18 protein-coding genes are annotated in these 19,516 nt (G+C 62.7%); 6 read left to right on the forward strand and 12 right to left on the reverse strand.

The annotated features are described in order from the left end of the window. Positions 1-61 precede the first annotated feature (61 nt). The gene (locus V5E97_RS12460) at positions 62-265 is read right to left on the reverse strand and encodes a hypothetical protein (protein WP_406699644.1); all 204 of its coding nucleotides are present in this window, start codon (positions 263-265) and stop codon (positions 62-64) included. A 120-nt stretch (positions 266-385) separates the two neighbouring features. Beyond that, the gene (locus tag V5E97_RS12465; RefSeq protein WP_406699645.1) at positions 386-631 is read right to left on the reverse strand and encodes a hypothetical protein; all 246 of its coding nucleotides are present in this window, start codon (positions 629-631) and stop codon (positions 386-388) included. Between the two features lie 201 nt (positions 632-832). Here V5E97_RS12465 and V5E97_RS12470 point away from each other — a divergent pair, with 201 nt between their 5' ends. After that, positions 833-1,045: a hypothetical protein gene (locus V5E97_RS12470; protein ID WP_406699646.1), complete on the forward strand. Its 213-nt coding sequence runs from the start codon at positions 833-835 to the stop codon at positions 1,043-1,045. 306 nt (positions 1,046-1,351) lie between these two features. Here the strand turns inward: V5E97_RS12470 and V5E97_RS12475 are convergent, their stop codons facing one another. From V5E97_RS12475 to V5E97_RS12500, 6 genes are all read right to left on the reverse strand, one after another. Further along, the gene (locus V5E97_RS12475; protein WP_406699647.1) at positions 1,352-2,845 is read right to left on the reverse strand and encodes a multiheme c-type cytochrome; all 1,494 of its coding nucleotides are present in this window, start codon (positions 2,843-2,845) and stop codon (positions 1,352-1,354) included. Positions 2,846-2,897: 52 nt separating this feature from the next. Then, entirely contained in the window at positions 2,898-6,242 is a 3,345-nt protein-coding gene (locus V5E97_RS12480; RefSeq protein WP_406699648.1) for a cyclic nucleotide-binding domain-containing protein, read from the reverse strand. A 33-nt stretch (positions 6,243-6,275) separates the two neighbouring features. Beyond that, positions 6,276-7,763, reverse strand: coding sequence for a cytochrome c3 family protein (locus V5E97_RS12485; protein ID WP_406699649.1), 1,488 nt, complete (start codon positions 7,761-7,763; stop codon positions 6,276-6,278). A gap of 16 nt (positions 7,764-7,779) precedes the next feature. Further along, on the reverse strand, positions 7,780-8,634 hold the full coding sequence (locus V5E97_RS12490; protein WP_406699650.1) for a hypothetical protein: 855 nt from the start codon (positions 8,632-8,634) through the stop codon (positions 7,780-7,782). Between the two features lie 124 nt (positions 8,635-8,758). After that, the gene (locus tag V5E97_RS12495; protein ID WP_406699651.1) at positions 8,759-10,327 is read right to left on the reverse strand and encodes a multiheme c-type cytochrome; all 1,569 of its coding nucleotides are present in this window, start codon (positions 10,325-10,327) and stop codon (positions 8,759-8,761) included. A 114-nt stretch (positions 10,328-10,441) separates the two neighbouring features. Next, positions 10,442-11,839 carry a multiheme c-type cytochrome gene (locus V5E97_RS12500; protein WP_406699652.1) on the reverse strand — a complete coding sequence of 466 codons (1,398 nt, stop codon included), beginning with the start codon at positions 11,837-11,839 and terminating at the stop codon, positions 10,442-10,444. A 505-nt stretch (positions 11,840-12,344) separates the two neighbouring features. On the opposite strand from V5E97_RS12500, the gene V5E97_RS12505 reads away from it, so the two are divergent. From V5E97_RS12505 to V5E97_RS12520, 4 genes are all read left to right on the forward strand, one after another. Beyond that, a complete protein-coding gene (locus V5E97_RS12505; RefSeq protein ID WP_406699653.1) occupies positions 12,345-12,890 on the forward strand; it encodes a hypothetical protein in 546 nt (181 codons plus the stop codon). A 222-nt stretch (positions 12,891-13,112) separates the two neighbouring features. Continuing rightward, on the forward strand, positions 13,113-13,331 hold the full coding sequence (locus tag V5E97_RS12510; protein WP_406699654.1) for a hypothetical protein: 219 nt from the start codon (positions 13,113-13,115) through the stop codon (positions 13,329-13,331). A 139-nt stretch (positions 13,332-13,470) separates the two neighbouring features. After that, positions 13,471-13,677, forward strand: a complete 207-nt coding sequence (locus tag V5E97_RS12515; protein ID WP_406699655.1) for a hypothetical protein — start codon at positions 13,471-13,473, stop codon at positions 13,675-13,677. 14 nt (positions 13,678-13,691) lie between these two features. Beyond that, positions 13,692-14,075, forward strand: a complete 384-nt coding sequence (locus tag V5E97_RS12520) for a hypothetical protein (RefSeq protein WP_406699656.1) — start codon at positions 13,692-13,694, stop codon at positions 14,073-14,075. Here V5E97_RS12520 and V5E97_RS12525 read toward each other — a convergent pair. Beyond that, entirely contained in the window at positions 14,037-15,245 is a 1,209-nt protein-coding gene (locus V5E97_RS12525; RefSeq protein WP_406699657.1) for a leucine-rich repeat domain-containing protein, read from the reverse strand. The two genes, V5E97_RS12520 and V5E97_RS12525, sit on opposite strands and share 39 nt — an antisense overlap. A gap of 701 nt (positions 15,246-15,946) precedes the next feature. On the opposite strand from V5E97_RS12525, the gene V5E97_RS12530 reads away from it, so the two are divergent. Then, the gene (locus V5E97_RS12530; RefSeq protein ID WP_406699658.1) at positions 15,947-16,090 is read left to right on the forward strand and encodes a hypothetical protein; all 144 of its coding nucleotides are present in this window, start codon (positions 15,947-15,949) and stop codon (positions 16,088-16,090) included. A gap of 370 nt (positions 16,091-16,460) precedes the next feature. Here V5E97_RS12530 and V5E97_RS12535 read toward each other — a convergent pair whose 3' ends face one another. From V5E97_RS12535 to V5E97_RS12545, 3 genes are all read right to left on the reverse strand, one after another. Then, positions 16,461-16,703 carry a hypothetical protein gene (locus tag V5E97_RS12535; protein ID WP_406699659.1) on the reverse strand — a complete coding sequence of 81 codons (243 nt, stop codon included), beginning with the start codon at positions 16,701-16,703 and terminating at the stop codon, positions 16,461-16,463. A gap of 228 nt (positions 16,704-16,931) precedes the next feature. Continuing rightward, positions 16,932-18,704, reverse strand: coding sequence for an adenylate/guanylate cyclase domain-containing protein (locus V5E97_RS12540; RefSeq protein WP_406699660.1), 1,773 nt, complete (start codon positions 18,702-18,704; stop codon positions 16,932-16,934). 292 nt (positions 18,705-18,996) lie between these two features. Beyond that, on the reverse strand, positions 18,997-19,500 hold the full coding sequence (locus V5E97_RS12545; protein ID WP_406699661.1) for a cyanophycin metabolism-associated DUF1854 family protein: 504 nt from the start codon (positions 19,498-19,500) through the stop codon (positions 18,997-18,999). Between the last annotated feature and the right edge of the window lie 16 nt (positions 19,501-19,516).

Below are 19,516 nucleotides of genomic sequence, written 5' to 3' on the forward strand. Positions count from 1 at the left end.
GAGTTCTCATTGAGGTAATTTTCAGCATCAACCAGGAACATCGTCGGTCGTCGGGGTCACCTCACGTCGCCCAGTGCATCCGTCCTGTGGTGCCGTCGCCGATGGTCTCGCCTCGCGCGATCTCACCGGCCGTGGCGGAGTTCGTGTTGCTGTCCATGAACATCCGATTTCCCCAGCAATCCGGCCCCAGCGACGGGCTCAGGCGGCGACGCTTCGGGAGTTTGCAACGCGGCATGCGATCGAGGTTCCAGGGAGTGCGGGCCATGGGGGTGCTCTGTCCTGCTGGGAGGTCTCATCCCCCGGCCTAGGTGCGGACCGGGGAGCACGTCTTCGATGCGGAACCCTCGGACGGCGAGGGGGGCCTCTTATCTCGTTACATGCGGCATCACGGCTTCAACAAGTGAGCAATCTCGGCGTCGAGATTGCCAGCCTTCGCCATGGATCGGTGTGGAGCACTCGCGGTGTGCTCCGCCAGGTGGTCGGGCTTCATCTTGGTCGAGGGGGGCCGTGCAGTCTCCACGAGGCCACGATCGGGCCCGATGACGAAACATTCATAAGCTGTGTTGATCGACCTGGTCGCCTTGGAGCGGCGAGCGCGGTCGCCTCCGGTGTTGGTCCTGCAAGTTGCCATGGCGTTCGATCGCACGACGATGTCTTCTTCGCGCCCGATCGTGGGGCGTCCTGGGTCGCGTCATCGCGATGCGGTACGGAAACTCGGGGAACAATGGGTGTCGTGTCGATTTTCCTCGGCCGCGAGATTGTGCCTTCCAGTCCGGTCTACCGTACAATGCGAGATTCGTGTCCCAATCGTCTCACCCGGCACACGATAATTTTGTTACCTCAAACGCCGGACGCGTTGTGGCGCGACCGTGGGGCGATCCTTCGTCGCCGTAAGCTTCGCGGCGATCGGACCTTGCAAGGACGTCTGCCGGTCCTTCCCAGGGAAAAACTGACCGACTTATTCCTCGAACGCGAGACGCCGCTCCAGACCGCCGATCTTCCGGCGGCTCGAGAGGGGCTCATCGCTGACGGTTCCCCGAGCTGACGACTCTTTCAGCCGGCGTTCCTGGCGCGGCACGTTCCCACCGTGGTGTTCGGGCCAGGCTCGACCCGGGTTCGAGAGCCTGCCTCGCCTGCTGGGGCGGACCTTGATAACGCGCAGGGGGCCGACCGACGTTCACCACGGCGATCAGGGACCCGAGGCCAGGCGCCGAAGGGGGGGACGTGGCCCGCCGGACGCACACGTACGGTCGCGGTGTCGAGGGAGATCAGGGCGTGAAGCATCACGACAGGGCACGAGCCCGGCAGTGCGATGGGTATGACTTACGTGAACCTTGACTCGGCAGTTGATCTATCGTTCTGAGTTGACAGGCGCCTTCGAGAGCTCGCTTCGATAACGCTCCATTGCCTTTTTGAACACATCGGCGGTCCATCGCCCTGACGGTCCGTTCAGGGAGGGGGCTTCGACCTGGCGTCTCAACTCGTCGAGCGCTGTTTTCATGCTTGTGGTCGGGGGTTGACCGAGACGCTCGAGCGTTCCATTCAAGGCTGCGATGCCGACGTAGAGCTGGGTGGCGGTTTCCCAGCTCAAGGGGGGAGAGCCGGGTTCGTCCGCGACCAGCCGAGCAAGAAGCTGCTGGACCTGGCGAAGGTTAAACTGAGCTCGCGTTGCGCCGAGTAATTTCCCCACCTGAGACTTTGCTTCGAGTGCGAGCCGTTCCGCGTCTTTTGGCTGGGGATCAATCGACTCCATCAAACGCCGCAGGCTGGCGAGAGGACTGCTCTCGTCATCATTTATGCCTTCATGTTCTGGTGTTAGTAACGCGGGAGCGATCGAGAAGTACCAGCTTCCCCAGGGGAGAGTCACGAGCCCGGTCTTGGCGTCGCGGGTCGAAGGGAGAGTGGTCTCCGCGAGCGGATGATGGCAGGAGTTGCAGGCGTATTCCGCGAATTCGGGCCAGATGCCGATGGGCGACCGCTCGAGCGGTTTTTTGACTTGCCGTTCCTGGGCGGCATGGGCACGGAGGCTGAGCAACCCCAGCGCCTCGCGCGCCGAGACGACCTGACCGATTGCCCAGGTTCGTGCGTCGAGGTCGGGCTGTTCGCGTCGCTCTTTGGAATCGTCCCAATGTTTGGGAAGGGCCGCGAGGTAGGAGAAGAATTCAAAATCGAGTCGGGGGTGACCCGCGGCGATGAGGTCGTGATCGACGTCGCGCCCTGCTTGACCGACGTGGCAACCGACGCAGAGGTTCACCCTGGCTTCGAGCTCGTTCGTTGGCGTCATGCCCAGCTCGACCTTCTTCGATTGGGAGAGCTGCTTCCAGGACGCCAAAGAATGGGGTTTCAGCCACTTTGATGCGGGACCATGACAACTCTCGCAGCCGACACCCTCAGGCGCTGAGACGAAGGCCGGTCGCTTCGGGTTCGGTCCCGGGCTGACGTGGCAGCCCAGACAGCGCGCGTCGGTCTCCGCGCTGCGGGCTTCGCGACCCGAGAAGATGGCCAGTCGATCCTCGATCTCGATCGAACGCTTGTCCTTGAGGACCGACTCGGCCCGCGAGTGCGGGTCGAGGGCCATCCAGATCGTGTAGGCGCTGCGGTGGTCCCCCTCGCCCCCGTTCCCGCCATGGCAGGCGAACGAGGCGCACGAGGAGACGCCCACCGCCTCGATCCGGCCCACGTTGCCGTCGCGGCGGGACGAGCCCTGAGGAGCGACCTCCTGGGCCACGATCGCGGTGAGGCAGGCCAGGCCGAGGCACGAGCCCAACAGCAGCAGGGCTCCGCCTCGGACGGGGCTCCGTGCGGATCTGATCCATTCGTTGAGTCGGCTACGGAGATGTCGCATGGTCGAGGCAGAACTCGCGTCAGGGTACGTACGTTTCTTCAACCGAGAGAGGCTAGAGCGTGGAGATCTGAGTGAGGGCGTCGATCCGGATGGCGGCCTCGTGCGGGCAGGCGGTGACGCAAGCGGGGCGTTGACCGGCCTGGGCGCTACAGAGGTCACAGACGACGGCCTTCTGCTCCACGAGTTTGACCGTGGCCCCTTCCTCACGGTCAAGTCGGAGATCGAGCAACCTGTCTGACCCTCCCGAGGAGGGAGTGACCTGCAATGCCACTGAATTTTTGCCCGCCTTCAAGAGAGTCGGGAGCATCTGCACGTCGATTTCCCACCAGCCGTTGTCTCGCGACTTTTTTCGAGCGACCGAGATCACGCCGGTGGGAGCGGCCTGTTCGGCGGACGCGACCACGGGCTTGCCGTTGATCCAGACGCTGACCCCTTCGTCCATCGAGGTCAGGCTCAGGATGAACTCAGTTTCGGGGCCAAGGAGCTCGCGTTCGACGTCGAAGTCATAGCGAAACGCGATGGGGGCGAATGGAGAATCGGTACGCTTTCCGGTCGGATCGAGCGACGACCGGAACTCACGGTCGTAGACGAACGGGGCACTGCCGATTTGCCAGTCGCGGTCACGGCCTCCGCTCTTGGGCCAGTCGTTGGAAAGTGTCGATGCCAGCGCGTACCGCCAACCGAAGGAGGACTCGGGAATGATCCCGTCCTTGTGCATCTGGATCGCCCCATACGGGCACTGGCTGGCGCAGGCTTCGCAGCCGATGCACCAGTCTTCGATGAGGATTTCACCGTTGTTCCCGCGGTGAATTGAGCCCACGGGGCAGCCGATCATGCAGACGGGGTCGAGGCACGAGCGGCAGGTCGTCGGCACCAGGTACTTGCCGAATCGAGGGCCATCGAGGAAGAGTCGGCTGCGGCCGTCGTCGTGCGTATTCACGCAGGCCTGAACGCACTCGTCGCAACGGGTGCAGCGTTCGAGATCGATCAGCATCAGCCGCTTGCCTTGAAGCAGCCCTAGTTCCTCGGTGCGCCCCGGCCGAGTCGCGGTGGTGGTGGCGTTCCGCTCGGCTTTCAGTCTCAACGTCTCAGCGCTATGCTTCGCTTTCCGTTCGGCGATCAGGTTCTCGAGGTAGCGAAGGAACGAGCGTGACGATTCCTTGAGCTCCTGAAAGAGCTCGCGGCTGATCCGAACGAGTTGGATCGCTCCCCCCTCACGATCCGGATCGTTATCGGGGTGGCCGTAGGCCACACACGTGGCCGAGCGTGGTTTTCCCTCCAGCAGCGACGTTTCCCCGATGGTCTCGCCACGCGACCGATAGGCCAGGACCCTTGGGGGGCCTTCCGGCCGTCGTGAGGTGCCGAGCCCTTTGGGGGCGATGAGGTCGAGCAAGAAGCGGTTGTAGGCGCGGGAACCGCGGTGATAGTCGTACTCTTCCCAGCCCTTGCTCGGCAGGAATTCCATGATGAGCTTGGCCGGTTTTTTTGACTTCACGTAATCTTGGAATTCCGATTCAAGGATCAGTGGGCGTGTCCGGACGACGGCGTTCAGCGCGTCGATCACCGTTTGCTTGCCCTCGCTCGGGGGCTCGCCGCCGGCTTTGGCCGTCACCAGGATGGCCTGGGCCGGTTCGCCGAGTCGTTGCCAGATCCGGCCCTTCGGTTCGCCTGGCTTGGTGCTCCCCTCCGCCAGCGCGGTCGCGGTGGCTTTCCAGTCCTTGATGTCTGTCGCGCGATACTCGTACGACGGCTCATCCGCCGCTTCGTCGGCTTTCCATTCCGAAAGCTTGTTCCCATAGATCGAATCAATGAGAAGACGCTGGCAACGGTGCATGTCCTGCTCCGACGTCCGCGAGGGGTCGGCAAGACGCAGCCAGGCCTTCCGGCCGATCCGTTGCGTCAGCGCGAGCGCTTCCAGCCCCGCGGCGCTATCAAATCCAGGGTTCTTGATCAACTCGTTCAGCCCGTCCAGGACGAGTCGCTTCGATTCGGATTCGAACGCTTCATCGCCGATTGTTGTGAGGGCCTGCTGAATGTGGCGAGGCAAGAGCTTCCAAACCTGATGTTTCAATCCCGAGGCCGGGTCGGATCCCGCGGACAGCTCCGCGCTGAGTGAGGGCCAATCGGTCACGTCCGCCTCGCCGATCAGAAACGAGGCGTCTTGCATCACCTTGATGATGCCGCCGCGGATCAACAGCATGCTGTCGGACGGTTCGTTCTCGTCGTAGAGGAGTGCCCCGCTGGGCACTTCGACGAGCTCGGCCGACTGCCGCAGTCGCTCCAGCAGCCGTTCATCAAGTTCCAGAAGCATCGGCAGGTTGCGCAGTTGCAGCCGGAGCACGCGTTCACGATAGAGCTGATCGAGTCGCGATTTGAAGCCGGCGTCCCGGTTCATGGCTTCGAGGACGTTTCTGAGCATCTCGAGCATGTAGCAATCGCGGGAGGCCGTCACCGTCGCGGATCGGGGCGCTCGATACAGACAGCTCATTTCGCCGAAGAGCTCTCCTTCGTTGAGCACACCTTCACGCGTTTCATAGTCGAGGTCGCGGGGGCCGTCGATCGGGATCGTGGACGGTCTTCGCCTCGATTTCTTTTTCCGTTTCCTGGAGAAGACCCCGCCGATTCGCGAGAGGAGAGTCTTCGGGGCCTTGGCGCGGGGGAGTTGAATCGTCAGGTGTACCGAGGCGACCTTGCGTGCGATCTCGGCATCGGCAATATCGTTCAGCCAGACGGCAAGTTGCGGATCGGCCGAGGCGATCTCGTAGGCTTGCGTGCGTTTCCTCGCGGTATCTGCTTCGATCAGACTTCGAAGCCGGGCACTTCCCTCTTCGTCGCCCAGCGCTTCGGCCTGCTGCATGGCCTGGCGCAGGCCTGTCATCGCCGCATCCCCCGCGGCCAGAAGAGCGGCCGATTCCTCGTCCGGAGCGGCAGTGTTGATCGACTTCTCCATGGACGGAGTCGCCGAGCGAAGGATCGCGACGCGCTCCTTGAGGTCGACGACCTGCTCCTTGGCTTCGGCCACCTTCCCCTTCAAACTGTCGGATTTCTTGGCGTCGCCCTCGGCCTCGACGAGTTGCTTCTCGAGGTCAGTGAGCTTGGTCTCGGCCTTGGCTAAGTCGCCCTCGGCCACCGTCCTTTGCGTTCGAGGGGCCGCTCGCACCGCTTCGAGTTCGCTGGAGGTGGGGATATAAAAGGCCGTCCATCCGGGATCTCCCTGGCGGCAGATCACCTCGCCTTTACGGAATCGTCGAAGGATCACCGCACCCGGAAAGTTGGCCAGCTTGGCGGTTGATTTCAGGTCGGAGAACGGGGGAATCTTGGGAAAGAGAAGATCGGGGATCGCGACATCGGTGTCACGAGGCTCCAGATCCGCGGTGAGGTTGACGCTCCTGGCCATGGAGACATCCTTCCAGAGAAGAAACGGGTCCGATTAATCGTTCAAGGGTGTTTTCAACTGCGGCGCCACCTGATGGGCCTTGGCGGAGGAGGGGTGAGCCTGGCCTCTCAAAAAGTCCTGGATCGCCAGGTTGCGGGGGGAGTCTCGGGTCTCGTGGGGAGCGTGATAGGCGTGGCACTCGACGCAGTCGGTCCGCGCCCCCTGAGTTTTGCCGTTATGGCATTGCTGGCACGACTGGATCGTGGGCATGAGCACGTCGCTGGTCAAGCGGCTCTCCGCGGACTGAGCGTGGCACTGGCGGCAGTCGAGCGAGCGGTGGCGTTCGTGGCTGAAGACGCTGTGAGGGAACCAGCGGGTGTTGATGTTCGGGAGCTCGAACTTGGGGAGCCGATCGGCTTCGCCACTCGATTCGGCCGACACGCGATGGCAGTAGCGACATCCGCCCGCCCCCTCGAACAGGAGCCGGCTGGCTTCGCCCAGTTGCTGCTCGGCCCAGTCCGCGGCTGAACGCCCCGGATTTGCAGCCGCGACAGGTTTCGGTCGGCCCGGAAGCGGGTGCGACTTCTCCGATCGAGTGCGCCCTGTATGCACCGAAGGGAACTGCAGGGCGAACCGGATGAAGCGATCGCGGAGGATCGCGCGCACCGTTTCGGGACCTTCTCGAGGACCGTTCGGATGAGCTGCCGGTTCGTTGCGGAAGCGATCGGCTTCCTCACTCGCGGCGAGCTCGGTGATCGAGCCGAAGACCTGGACATTCAGCGGGTGGCAATCGCGGCAATGGATCGGATAGTTGATCGGCCTCATGTACCGTCCCGCATCGTCGGTCTGATGACAGTCGGTGCAGCGGAGCGTCTTTCGTTCGAGCGATCCGGCGACGAGCAAGCCGTCGGGATTCATGTGGGCCTGGTGATTGAACCGGATCGTGCCTTCGTCCTGGGGATTCTCCGAGAGGAAGAAGGGAGGATGAGGGCGGTCTCCCCCCAGAAAGGTCGTCACGTCACGGAAGGGGCGATCGGCATCGCCGGGCTTGGTCGTGTCGGTATGGCTCTTCAAGTCAGCATGACATGATGTGCAGTGGCTGTCCTGGACCCGAGCCATGGCCTTGAGACCTTGATGCTCGTGGTGGCAGCTAACGCATGCGGATTTGCCGACCTGCCGAACATGATGGACGTCACCGGCATGGCAGCGCAAGCAGGCTTCGTCGGTCACCGACCGCACGGCATTGTCACCACTGAGGAGACGCTTGGCGGTCCCGAACTTGGCATCGTGACAGGCTTGGCAGTCTTCGTTGAACAGCGCATGTGCTGTGGAGACCGAGGCGGCCTGGTAGATCTGGCGATTGCCCGGGAGCCAGGTGATCGCGGCGATCAGCGCCGAGGAGCCGAGCAAGACGACCCAGGTGAGGAGGCCCCGCACTCGCTTGAGCCGCCTCGGCCTGCGAAAATAGTCGAGCTCGAGCCAGTTTGAGAGCGACTTGGGATATTCGGATGCGGACTTCGCATCGCGTTGGGACGGCAGCATGCGCGGAGGACCTCGCCTAATAGTACATCGAGAGAGCCGCGTGGGCCAAACCAAGCACGAGCAAGGCCACCGAGAGCGGGATGTGGAGCATGAGCCAACCGTGAAGCAGGTGATGGAGCCGTTCCTGCTCGCCGAGAAGCCGGCGCTCTTCACAGATCGCTTCCAGCGACTTCAAGGGGCCGTCGACGTCCGACGTCCACGAGAGCGCCGAGATCGCGGCGAACTCGCCCGCCAGCACGCCGGGAGTCGCCAGCGGCGACTTGCGCGGAAAGGGTTCGCAGAGAAAGGGACGCACCTCGTGCTCGTAGAGCCGGCGGAGCTGAGCACGGGGCGAATCGGCACTTGCCTCCTCGAGCTTCGCGTCGTAGGGCCCGCAGAGAGCATCGATCAAGAGGTCGGATTTACGGCGGAGCAGAGAGCAAAGATGAGGGATCTGCTCGTAAGGGACTTCGCAGGTAATCCGCCGGGCGATCATCGTCGGCAGAAATTGCTGAAAGGCAAGGCCGATCACCCCCGTCACGATCGTGAGCGTGAGGACGACCCAGAGCACCTGTTCGAGGGGCCCACCCCAGCGAAAACCGCTGTGGAACAAGATGATCAGCTCGCTCAGGAGGCCCAGCCAGATGTGTCCCTTGAGCCAGACCTTTCTCGAGCCGAGCCACCAGAGCGACGGCACTTTCCGGAGCGTCGACAGGAGCCCCGCGTAAACCATCAGCGCCGCGCCGATGATCCCGTACCACATCCCGATGACGCTTCCACCATTGAAGCCGCCAGGCGTGTGGTAGTCGACCCAGGCGTAGACAATCGCCGCCAAGAGTGCCAGGGCAACTGTGGCCAGGAACCAGCCCTTCTGACGTGAATCAATCAGCAAAGAGAGGCTCCACCACGCACTAACAATGCCCCCACGGGCACAGAAAATAATCGTCGCATAACGACCTTATATTTATAGCTCAGACTTAGACCGAACGCAATCGAACGGCCGACCCGGCGTGTGCTCAGAGTCGGGGCAGCAACCCGGTCAGTTCGGCAAACCGCGCCTGGAAGATCGCGGGGTCGAAGTCGGTGACCGACTTGAGCCGCTTGGCGAGCGTCGCCTCGATCGGTTCCTGGGTGCCGGCCGAGGGGAGGCTGAAACCAAGTTCCTCGTCGGTCCGACGAAGGATCTTCGCGATCGGCGCATCGGGTCCGGCCTTGGGCTCAATCTCATTGTAGATCGTTCGGAACGCCCAGAAGAGTTGGCGCGCCGAGTCGTAGTCGGGGATTTCCCCTCGGGATGCCTGGCAGACTCGGTCGAGGAGTCGGATGGCGACCTCACGATCGATCGTGGTTTTGCCGAGGTCACCCAGGACTTCGTCGATCCAGCCGGCCAGCGATCGGGCCGACGCGACCGCTTGGTCCTTGTTTCCGAACGGCCGGGCCGAGAGCGCTGCGTGGAACTCTTTGATCCGGCGATCGAATTGCTCGAGCCGCGGTTTGGCTTGCTGGGGATTCGCGGCTTCGATGCCAAGCCCGACCAACGCAATGGGCCAGCTCGGAGCGGGCGGGCGGCCGGGGACGCCCGGGAAGCCCCGCGCCTGTCGCCAGTTCGGCCGATTCACCTCGTGGTGGCAGGCGTAGCAATCGAACCGAGCGAAATCGGGCCACCGGGTGCCGGGGATATCCCCGAGCTCGTCCTTTTCCGCCTGCGAGGCGAAGAGTTGGAGGGTCTCGCGGAGCGGAACGAGTCCACTCACCGCCACGAGTTCGGTGTGCTCGAGTTTATCGAGGTTGAGCATCGATTCGAGCGCCTTGCGAACTTCCGGGCGTCTTCCTTGCCGTTTCTCGCTCAGGTACTCCCAGTGATAGGGCATCGACTCGCTGAAGGTCGAGATCTCGATCCCGGGCAGGGGGGGGTGGCCCGCCGCATACATTGCGTGGGTCAGTACGTTCCCTTCCTCGTAGTTCCCGACGTGGCAAGAGAGACACCGTTTGGTTCGCGTGACCGGATCCCAGAGGTCGACCATGCCATACCGGCTTTCCTTTTCCTTCCGGCTCAGGCTCCTCCACTTCGGATCCTCGAACGTGGTGTGCTCGAACACCCAGTCGCGGAAGGCTCCGTGGCAGGCCACGCAACTGACGCCGTCTCCCTTGCGGTCAAACTGCTGAGAGCGGATCGCCGGCCTGGCAGGTTCCCCGGCCGCGGCGACTACGGGCGATCGGTCGGTAACGCTGTGGCAGCCCAGGCAGGAGCGATGCGTGGTGACGTCAATCCCGAGGATCTTGCCCATCTGCGTCCCGCGCGGGGCGGACAACACGGCGAAGGCGTTCTTGTGCTTGTCCTTGGTGCTCCAGATCGTCGCTTCATTCATCCGGCAGACGACCGACTCCACCTTGTAGTTCTCGGGGTGAGCGTGACACTGCGCGCAATAGCGCTCACCGAAGATCAAGGGGGTCGGGCCGTCGAGGTCGGAAGCCGCCCCCGCTTGTCGCGCTTGCACTTGGCCCTGGGCGGAGGGGAGGGAGGTCAGCAGGGCTACGATCAGACCCGAGAAGGTCAGCAGTCGGTATCGTTGGGACGCCGCCATCAATCTTGTCTCCTCGTCGCGATATCACGGGATCATTCCTGATCCGGAGACCCTTTGGTGACGACCTGGACGAACACAGTATGGGTCGGTAGAGAGGACTTCGGAAGACGGTCCTCAGCGATGAGGTGAGCCGTCAACAGGTGAGACGGCTCCCGACGCCGCTCGATCCGGTACGTACGGGGCCATCAGTTGCTTTCGACGGTCACGTAGCTCGTTGAGTAATCCAGGATCGTTCTGCCAGGCCTGACCCAATGACTGGCGAAGTGGGACCAAGCCGAGGTAGACCTGGGCCTCGAGATCCCAGCCAGGCCCCGCCGGCTCGACTCGTTGGATCTCATTCGCCCGAAGGTTGCGGAGCAAGGACTCGGACTTCGGCGGATCGAAGCTCTCTTGCCGGACAGTCGTCAGCCAGCGCTCGAGGGCCTGGGCTGCCTGGCCCGCCTCTCCGGCGACACGGTGCGAGTCGGGCAGGGGCACGTTCATGGACGCGCGAAGTCGATCGAGACAAGCGTCGGCCGTCATGGCCAACGGTTCCTCCCCTCGGCTGAGATCGGCCAATTTCGAGACCAATGGAAAGTACCAGGTCCCCCAGGCGGGGACCCCTGGGATCGAGGCCGGGCCGACATTCCTTGTTCCCGAGGGGCGGGCGCGGAGATCCTGGTGGCAGGAGGCACAGTCGTATTCGGAAAACTCGGGCCAGCGACTGGGCCCGTTCGGGCCGGCCCCGGCGGCTTCCTTGGCCCGGCTTTCCAGCAATTCCAGGGCGGTCCTGCCCGAGACGAGTTGACCGACCGCCCAGGCTCGTGCAGGGAAGTCGCTGGCTGCGTTCCGGCCGGTCTCCATCCAGTGTGCAGGGAGGTTGGCGAGAAACGAGGAAAACTCGAAGTTCAGTCGAGGATGACCGGCCGCGATCAGGTCGTGATCCACCTCGCGGGCCGGCCGGCCATCGCGCGCCGGAACTCCGACATGGCAGGCCGCGCACCGCTCGGCCCTTACGGTCAGGTCGTCGAGCCGGACCTTACCAAATCGCTCTTCCTTATCGCGCGGTGTGAGCAAATCCCAATCATAGGTTGTGTGCAGCGCGAGCCAGGAGCCGGACGAGCCGTGACACGACTCGCAGCCCACTCCATCCTGTCGGATCGTCGCCGCGAGTTCCGGGTTCACGGCGGGACCGGGCGTCGAATGACAGGCGAGGCATCGGCCGTCCTGATGCGCCGGGATCGTGCGTCCGGCGCCTTGTCCCAGCTTTTTTGCGATCGATCGGGACAAGTCGGAGTAGAGCGTCTGAAACGCACCGGCGTGCCGATCGCGCGAGGCCCAGACCGTGTGCTCGTTGCGAAAGATCCGAGAACCATAGACCGGGGTCGGACTGCCATGACAGGCGGTCGACGAGCAACGTCCCGCTCCCCAATTGGCTTGCGTCAACGCGATCGGCCGGGCCAACGGATCGGCGGCCGAGACACGCGTTGCTCCCGCGACGCATGCGAGGATGACGAGCAAGGGCAGGATCACCGGGCCATCTCCCCCTTCAGAGCTCGCATGCAAAGGGACTCCGTCCGTCCGAGAAAAGGTGTTTGAAGAAGGGGATGGCGCGAACTTTGTCGACGGAATCGGTTGGATTGGCAACGTCGTCACGAATGGCCGAGGCAATGATAGTCTGAATCGACATGGGCGAGCGCCGCGTTCAGTCCAAAGCGGCTCGGACACGACCTGTTGGGTTCGATTGCGCCGATCGCTCCAGTCGAATTGCCTCGAACCGGTGACTCGCCTTCCCACCTCTGACTGAAATGCAAAATCCTGTTGACGAATCAATCGCTCAATGGCGGGTTCATGGGCTTACGCTCCCTTGTCTTCCTGAAGCCTTGCGAATGAGCGGGATCGCTAACCGCTCGGGGGAAAAAATCGACGGAGGGACTAAATTTATTGTGTCCAGTACGAAATCCGTGTACGTATTAAACACAAGGATCGATTCCAGATGCGTAACAATCTCTGTCGAATACCTGACTGAAAGATCCCCATGTCACCTACCCTCCTCTTATCGCTGGCCCTCGTCCTGCAATCTCCCTCGCAGCCGTCCCCTGAGAAGGACGTTTTCAGTGATCCCCAACTCGTCCAGCTCAAAGCTTTCGCGACTCAGCCCGTGGATCCATCCCTGTCCAAGACGAAGCAAACTGCGTTTAAGAAAAAGCAGAACAAAGCGAAGCTCGCCTATAACGCCCGTCTAAAAGTTCTCCAGCAGGAAGCCCATACGCTCAAGATGGCCCCTGTCATCGAGGCTCAGCAACGTATGGCCCGGGATCAGCAAATCGCTCAACAATCTCTGCGAAGTGAGCAACGTGCGGAGGAATCGCTCGCGATCCAACGCCAAGCCGTCCGGAACACTCAACTGTTCCGTCAACAACTCCTCTATGGCCCCGCCACCCAAACTCCGAATGGCCCCTTGATCTATGGCGATGGCTCAGCCGGCCCCTACAGCGCCGCGGTCATGGTCCCCAAGGTCGCCCCTTCTCCGTCCCCCATGGCGAACCAACTGCCTTTGTATATCCCGCTGTTCGTTCCTTGATGGGGCAAGAAAGAGGGGCGGAGGAGATTTTCAACAGTTGAAGTTGAGAAAAATACGATGTATGGTGAGTTTTTGTTTGTTTATTATTGTGGATAATTATGGTTAGTTGGTTGTTTTAATGTGTGGAGCGAGTTCTTCTGTAGCCGATTTTTCCGGCGTTCCCGGTCCGTCCCGATATCATAATACGCGTGGAGGTTACGATCGCCGCCCGGAGGGCTCCCGATGTCGCTCCTGGATCATCCCGAAGCGCAGGCCATCCTGACCGATGCCGTGGTCACCCCCGATGCTGTCCGGCTCGGGGCCAAGCAGGACGGCCGGATCAGGCCGGAGGAGCGGCTCATTGTGATCCGCCCCGTGGGCGAGTCGCGGATCGACCACGCCCTGACCAACGCCGGTCCCGAAGTCTCGCTGGCCGAAGTGGTGCGAGCCCAGCGCCAGTGACATCGGGTCGAGGAGATGTGCGCGGCGGGCAACGGTGGGTTAGGGCTGGACCACTCCGAGGTGAGGAGCTGGGTGGGCTGGCACCACCACATGACGCTGTCGCTGGTGGTGTTGTGGTTCCTGTGTCTGGAGCGACGGCATGTCGGGGGGGAAAACCCCGGCGATGACCGTGCCGCAGGCGCGACACATCCTGGCCAGGCTGCTCCGCGACCTGCCGCCCAGTCTGGACGAGATCTCCCGCGTGGTGACGCGGGTGCTGCGGCGTAACGAGGAGTCGCGGATCTACCATTGGCACAATGCCACGGGGGAATTCCCCCCGCGACGGCCGAGGCCGATTAGGAGTTAGGCGGCGGGGGCCCGATGGCGACGATTCCCGAACGGCATCTCGACCGTCTACGTGGGGCGGGGCTTTTGGTCTCGCAGCCGTTCGTCCCCAACCACGTCGCTTTCCCTGGAGGCGTGATTGTGGGCAAGCCCGCGTCGGTTACCGGGCACTCGCTTCCGGGCTACAAGTCAGGGTGGGATCTCGATCATTCTGAACATTTGTTACTCAAGCCATGTCGTGCGCCCGATCTCGAAGCTCCCGAAGAGCATTTCTGGCCATCTCCTGACCACTCCAGACGATCCAAGGGTGAAATCGACGATCGCGGCCAGGTCGTCGGCATCGCCTGGCTCGGCGGGGCGATCGCGAGCTATCCGGTTCCCTCAGTCGCGGACCCGCATCTCGGGCCGCGCCTTGTGTAACGCCGTGATCCCGGCAGCAGACACCCGACTCCCCCTGACGCTCAGCCCCCCCAGTGAAACGTGCTCGCTCAAGCGCTCGACGGCCGCGTCCGTTACGACTGTCTTGTCGAGGAAGAGGAACTTGAGGACGGGCAGTTTTTCGAAGTCAGCCGCCCCGACGTCCGTGATGCGAGTCCCACTCAAATCGAGGTAGATTAAGCTCGGCAGACCATGCAGGTGTTTCAGTCCCGCGTCGGACACGCGCGTCCCGTTCAGCCAGACCCTTTGCAGTCCGGTGAACCCGGCGACTGGAGCCAGCCCGGCGTCGTCGATCTGGGTGTCGATGAGATCGAGGGTGCGCAGCCCAGTCAGGCGACCGATCGGCGCCAGATCCTCGACCTTGGTCCGGGAGAGCTGGAGCTCATGCAGCCCCGTCATGCCACCGACGTAGGCGAGTCCGGCGGACGTCACCCCGCTGCCTGTAAGCACCAGACGATTCAGCTTGACCAGGTCCTTCAGGTGCCTCATGCCCGCGTCTGTAAGTCGCGGGCTGCTGATCTCCAGGATCCGGAGGTCGGTCAACCGCCGTAATGAGACCAGGTCAGCGTCGGCGAGGGCGAGATTCCGGAGCGTCAGGCGTTGAAGCCGGGTCAGTCCTTCAACATTCTTGAGACCCACGCCTGTGATCCGGGCCGCGGCCCCCAGGTGGAGGTTCTTGAGTTGGGTCAACTCGCGCAGGTGGACCATCCCGGCGTCTGTCAGGGGTATCACGCTCAAGACCAACTCTTGGAGGCGAGTCAGGCGCCCGACATGAGCCATGACCGCGTCGGCATCGCGGCGTCCCGTCCCGACGCTGATGACGGTGCCGAAATAGTCGGGGCCGAGGCGCTCGACGAGCCACTTCGGCCACTTGGGCCGGCCGTTGGGTTTCAGCCGCAGCTCGTCGGCGTACGGGCCGCGTACGGGCGTCGCTTCCCAGTCGTAGATCACCCGGCCCCCGGCCTGCCGGATCGCTGCCACGGCGTTTCGCTGGACGCGGACATGGTGGACAATCCACCCGAACCCGCATCCCGTGAGCAGGACGAGAACCATCAGCGCCCGCACGTTGAAGGCGAGCCATCGCGGTCGACGGGACGGGGTGAGGGCGGACGTCGGTCGGTCGCCTTCGTGTTCCGAAGTGGTGATACCCATCAGAGGCGGTCGCTCCGTATCGAGGTTCATGACGATGTGAGCGGCAATCCCGAGGACAAACCCGAGCCAGCAAGTTCTCCGTCCCTTCGCGACATGCCGGAACCTGGGAAATGGGCATGCTTCGCGGCGGTGCCAGTCCGATGCCCGCACGACCAGCACATTTGTCTGCCGATGACCGGTGTTCGCACTGCTCTAGTCCTGAACCAAGCGTAATTGGTTAGGAGTTTCGGCCGATTTTGCAGAAAAAACTCGAAAGCCTCCTTGTTTTCAGGGGTAATGAAGTTGTCGAGACATCATAATTTCTAGACCCAAAAGATGCTTTCGAGTGACTCCTACTGTCCACAAGAAGTCCCAGCAACGCAAGCAGAGAATTCTCCGACGTCTCCAGAAGCGGGCGATCCCCGAGCTGGACCGACCGATGATGACGGCCACCAACATTCACTGAACTGTCCGATCGGGAAAAATCAAAGGGGACGGAGGGAATTCTGGCAGACCGTCCTCAACTCCATTCTGATCGGGAATTCTCTCCGCCCCTTTTTTCGTCCCTTTTTGGGGAAGGAAACAGGGCAGCAGCTAGTTTTGGCGTCGGAATGGCGGACGTCAAAACTAGCTGCTGCCCCGTATCTGCACCCCCGTCCCCGTTTCTGCACCCCATGATCCAAGTTCCTTGCGTCCCAACACCCATCGCGCTATCTCTCTCAATGTTCGACACTCCGCCCCCAGACCCAGCCGATCACGCCGAGGACTTCGCCCACCGCTATGCCTACGATCTCGTCGCCTATTGTGCGGTGCGCATGGCGGAACTGGGCATCCCCGAACGTCTGCACGGCACACGCGACCTGTAAGGCGACGGACACTGGACGGCGTTCATCGTGCGCGACCGCCGGGCGGCAGCTTACTGGAAGGGATCGCCGTCAATTCTGGTTGCCTGAATCCGCAGCTCTTGAAGGGAAAGCCGGGAGCCCGTGTCTATGCCGGAGCGACCCTACGAGACCGGATTGACGCGATCATCGCCCACGAGTACGAGGAGGACCGGTAAGGAACTCACGAGGCGGCGCTGACGCGTGACGCACAGACGGAGTTGTCGGCCACGGACGGGGCGAGGCGAATCTTAAAGGCGATGGGGAGATTGGTTGCGGTGTAGTTGCAGGAAGTGCCCGCGACAGCCAAGACGGCACTGCTGTCGACGCAAAGTCGCCGAAACCCGCACACATCCTATTGCTCGCTACCTTTCGCGCAACCCGCAAGTTCAGCCTTCCGGTCGAACCCTTCCTGCGTCAGCCTGTAGATCGATTCCGGCCCGTCGCGGAACGTGCTGCCGGATCGCATCAGGCCGGCTCTCGCCAACTCGCGGTACAGCTCGCGGGTAGAGTCGTTGACATCGATCTGGCCGTGCCGCTCGATGTGCAGGCGGAACAGGGACAGGGCGGCTTCGGACAACGTGATCGTTTCAGGCATGGTTCCCTCCTTGTTGTTGCCATGATACCGGCGGTAGCGGCGTGGATGAAGAGTAGCCGTGTAATTGTAGATATGTTAATGAATTCGGTTTAATGTGATGCGGAAGCGGGCGGGACGCCCGCGGTCCCAGGGGGGGGGCAGGTGGCCCCCCAGGAGTGGCGATCCCGGATCAACATGGAGTTGATCAGTGAACGGGTGGTTCAATCCCGCAGTTTCGGCCGGGGAGACTCACTTTTGGACGAGCTCGACGACGGGGTCGAACGATTTATGAGGGGTCTTGAGACACTCGATGCACCGGCCCACGAGTGTCAGGGAGGGGAGGTCGTACTGGCCTTCGGGACCGGAGACGAGGGGATACAAGGTGCGGCAGGCTTCGGCGAACCGGCCCTGCTCGTAATGCGCGAGTGCTGACTCATAAGCGTCGCGGAGCGATTGCCAGGCGGCATCGACGCTGCCTGTGTGGAGCTCATAAATGTCGGCGGCGCCGTCGATGCCCGCAACCCGGACGCGGCAGAGCTTTCTCGCGGGGAGTTCGCCGCGAAGTTTCTCGTGGGTGGATCCCGTCATCAGCACAGGGACCCCGAGGTGTTTGGTCGCGCCCTCGACTCGGCTCGCCAGGTTCACCGCGTGTCCCTGGGGGCCGTACATGAATTTGGTCCGGCTGCCGGTATTACCGACGAGGGCTCGCCCTGTGTTGATCCCGATCCCGATCCCAAGCGGTCCGCCGATCCGTTCTCGCCAGAGGTCGTCGAGGGCCGGCAGCTCGGCGAACATCGCGATCGCCGCCTTGCAGGCCAGGATCGCGTGGTCCGGCTGGTCCGCGGGCGCATTCCACATGGCGAGCATGCCGTCGCCGCTGTAGCTGACGACGACCCCCTTGAACTCGAGCACGCGGACGGTCAAACGCTCCATCACGTCGCCGGCCAGCTGACAGGTCTCGCTCGGGGTCAGCTTCTCGGAAACGCGCGAGAAGCCACGGATATCACTGAACAGGATGGTGATCTCCCGCTCACGCCCTTCCAGCAAGCTCGGATCCCGGTCGAGCTCGCGCGCCAGTTCGGTAGAGAAGAACTGCTCGAACTGGATTCGCCTTCGCGAGGCCTGGGCTTCGCTTTCCGCCCGCGCGAGTCCGGCCTCGACCGCGGTGGCAAGGACCTGAACCAGTTGCGCTTCCAGCGGCCGGATGGCGAGCTTTAACGACCCCGGTTTCAGCAGGCGAGCCCCGTAGACGATGCCCACCACCTCGCTGTCATCGTTCAGGATCGGTGCGGCGACCACGGCACTGATCTCGAGCAGGCTGGCTGATGGGGCGTCGTCGGCGAGGTCCTGGTAGAAGGTCCGTTTGTCCTGACAAACGCGTTGGAGGACGCCACGGCTGAAACCGGCCCCGGTGCTGTCACTCGCATCCGCATCGTGATGGGCGATGACCTCCCAATCTTCGCCCCGTTTCAGAATGACGAGACCTCGGTCCAGCCCGATCAACTCCACAACGGCCCGCGCTGTTTGCTTATAAAACTCCCCCGAGGAGACCGATGCCCGTTGGACCGAGACCACCGCCTCGAACCAGCGTGCCAGGGTCGCCGCGTCAATGCCTTCTTCCTTGGGCAATCCGGTGAGGAAGTTCGACTCACCGAGCCGGAACGGTCTCTCGACCGTGCGCATGCTCTCGAAATAGGTCCCTTCTCCGTGATCACCGCCCGCTTCGGCTTTGAGGAGCGTTTCGCCGATCGTGAGTCGGGCGGGAAGGGCGACCTCGCACTGGCCTCCCGGAACGATCATTTGCCCGCCGGAGAGCCAGACCGGGAATCGTTTGCTCAGGTTCTGGAGCCGGAGCCGTCGGAACGGAGCTTCCTCGATCCGGAGTTGGTCTCCCGAAACCGACGGATCGAGCAGAACCCTTCTTGGCACGTCGCGCTGGGGACCACGGCCAAATTCGATCGGGCCGCTCTCGTGCACAAACTGAGTCTGAGCGTTCTGGTAGTTCAGGGAGATCCGAAGCATGGAACGCGGTTCCTCGTCGTCATTAGAGACGGACTTCCTCGTCGCCCCTCACTCTCCAATGTACAACAATGAGCGTGAATTTGGCCAGGAACCGGGTTTTTGGCCACGAACGTCAAGCCGTCGGCAGCCCGATTGAGGCTGCGCTTTGGAATGCCCTGGGACCATGGTCGGGGTCCAAATCAGGAAGGGTGGACAGAGCCCCCCCTCGAGAATCGTTCGGCCCCACGATGACGCCAAGGCCGATCGCGGCGACGCCGGGAAAAAAGGGGATTCGGTGAAGCCTGATCTCAGCTCAGAGGAATCGCTCGAGGATTCGGCGACTGGAGAGGTCGAGAAGGCGAAGGTCGGGAACCTGATAGCGGAGTTTTTGAGAGTCGGTGATCAGGACGCGATGGGCAGAGATCCGGCGGACGTCGTCCTCGCTGTCGAGGGTGAATCGTGTCGCTCCTCGATCGGTCTCGACGTCCCAATCGGAGGGCGAGATCTCGCCCGAGAGGCGGAGGATGCGCTTGATCACCGGGACGAACTCGCGGAGTGCGAGCTCCCCCTCCAAGAGCTGGCGGATGGAGGGGGAGAGTTCTTCGAGCGACTCGATACAGAGGATCTCGCGGCCATGGGTGTCGCAGAGCGAGATCCAGAGCCCCGGGTCGGTGATCGGGAAGGCTCGGACCGGCTCGACCCCGACGTGGCGCTTGCCATCGGCGTCGATCAGCACGAGCCGGCCCCAGGCGTCCTGACTGAGCCCGAACGGACGGAGCGAGGCTTTCGAAGGGTCGGAAGCGGGAACGGTTGCCACGGGGTGACCTTGCTCG

This window comes from Singulisphaera photorubra (genome assembly GCF_045290345.1).
Lineage (GTDB): Bacteria > Planctomycetota > Planctomycetia > Isosphaerales > Isosphaeraceae > Singulisphaera.

What these genes read in the sequence shown, in the direction of transcription:
- V5E97_RS12460 (WP_406699644.1), bottom strand. Translation starts at nt 265, where the DNA reads ATGGCCCGCACTCCCTGGAACCTCGATCGCATGCCGCGTTGCAAACTC.
- V5E97_RS12465 (WP_406699645.1), bottom strand. Translation starts at nt 631, where the DNA reads ATGGCAACTTGCAGGACCAACACCGGAGGCGACCGCGCTCGCCGCTCC.
- V5E97_RS12475 (WP_406699647.1), bottom strand. Translation starts at nt 2,845, where the DNA reads ATGCGACATCTCCGTAGCCGACTCAACGAATGGATCAGATCCGCACGG.
- V5E97_RS12480 (WP_406699648.1), bottom strand. Translation starts at nt 6,242, where the DNA reads ATGGCCAGGAGCGTCAACCTCACCGCGGATCTGGAGCCTCGTGACACC.
- V5E97_RS12485 (WP_406699649.1), bottom strand. Translation starts at nt 7,763, where the DNA reads ATGCTGCCGTCCCAACGCGATGCGAAGTCCGCATCCGAATATCCCAAG.
- V5E97_RS12495 (WP_406699651.1), bottom strand. Translation starts at nt 10,327, where the DNA reads ATGGCGGCGTCCCAACGATACCGACTGCTGACCTTCTCGGGTCTGATC.
- V5E97_RS12505 (WP_406699653.1), top strand. Translation starts at nt 12,345, where the DNA reads ATGTCACCTACCCTCCTCTTATCGCTGGCCCTCGTCCTGCAATCTCCC.
- V5E97_RS12510 (WP_406699654.1), top strand. Translation starts at nt 13,113, where the DNA reads ATGTCGCTCCTGGATCATCCCGAAGCGCAGGCCATCCTGACCGATGCC.
- V5E97_RS12515 (WP_406699655.1), top strand. Translation starts at nt 13,471, where the DNA reads ATGTCGGGGGGGAAAACCCCGGCGATGACCGTGCCGCAGGCGCGACAC.
- V5E97_RS12520 (WP_406699656.1), top strand. Translation starts at nt 13,692, where the DNA reads ATGGCGACGATTCCCGAACGGCATCTCGACCGTCTACGTGGGGCGGGG.
- V5E97_RS12525 (WP_406699657.1), bottom strand. Translation starts at nt 15,245, where the DNA reads ATGGGTATCACCACTTCGGAACACGAAGGCGACCGACCGACGTCCGCC.
- V5E97_RS12530 (WP_406699658.1), top strand. Translation starts at nt 15,947, where the DNA reads ATGTTCGACACTCCGCCCCCAGACCCAGCCGATCACGCCGAGGACTTC.
- V5E97_RS12535 (WP_406699659.1), bottom strand. Translation starts at nt 16,703, where the DNA reads ATGCCTGAAACGATCACGTTGTCCGAAGCCGCCCTGTCCCTGTTCCGC.
- V5E97_RS12540 (WP_406699660.1), bottom strand. Translation starts at nt 18,704, where the DNA reads ATGCTTCGGATCTCCCTGAACTACCAGAACGCTCAGACTCAGTTTGTG.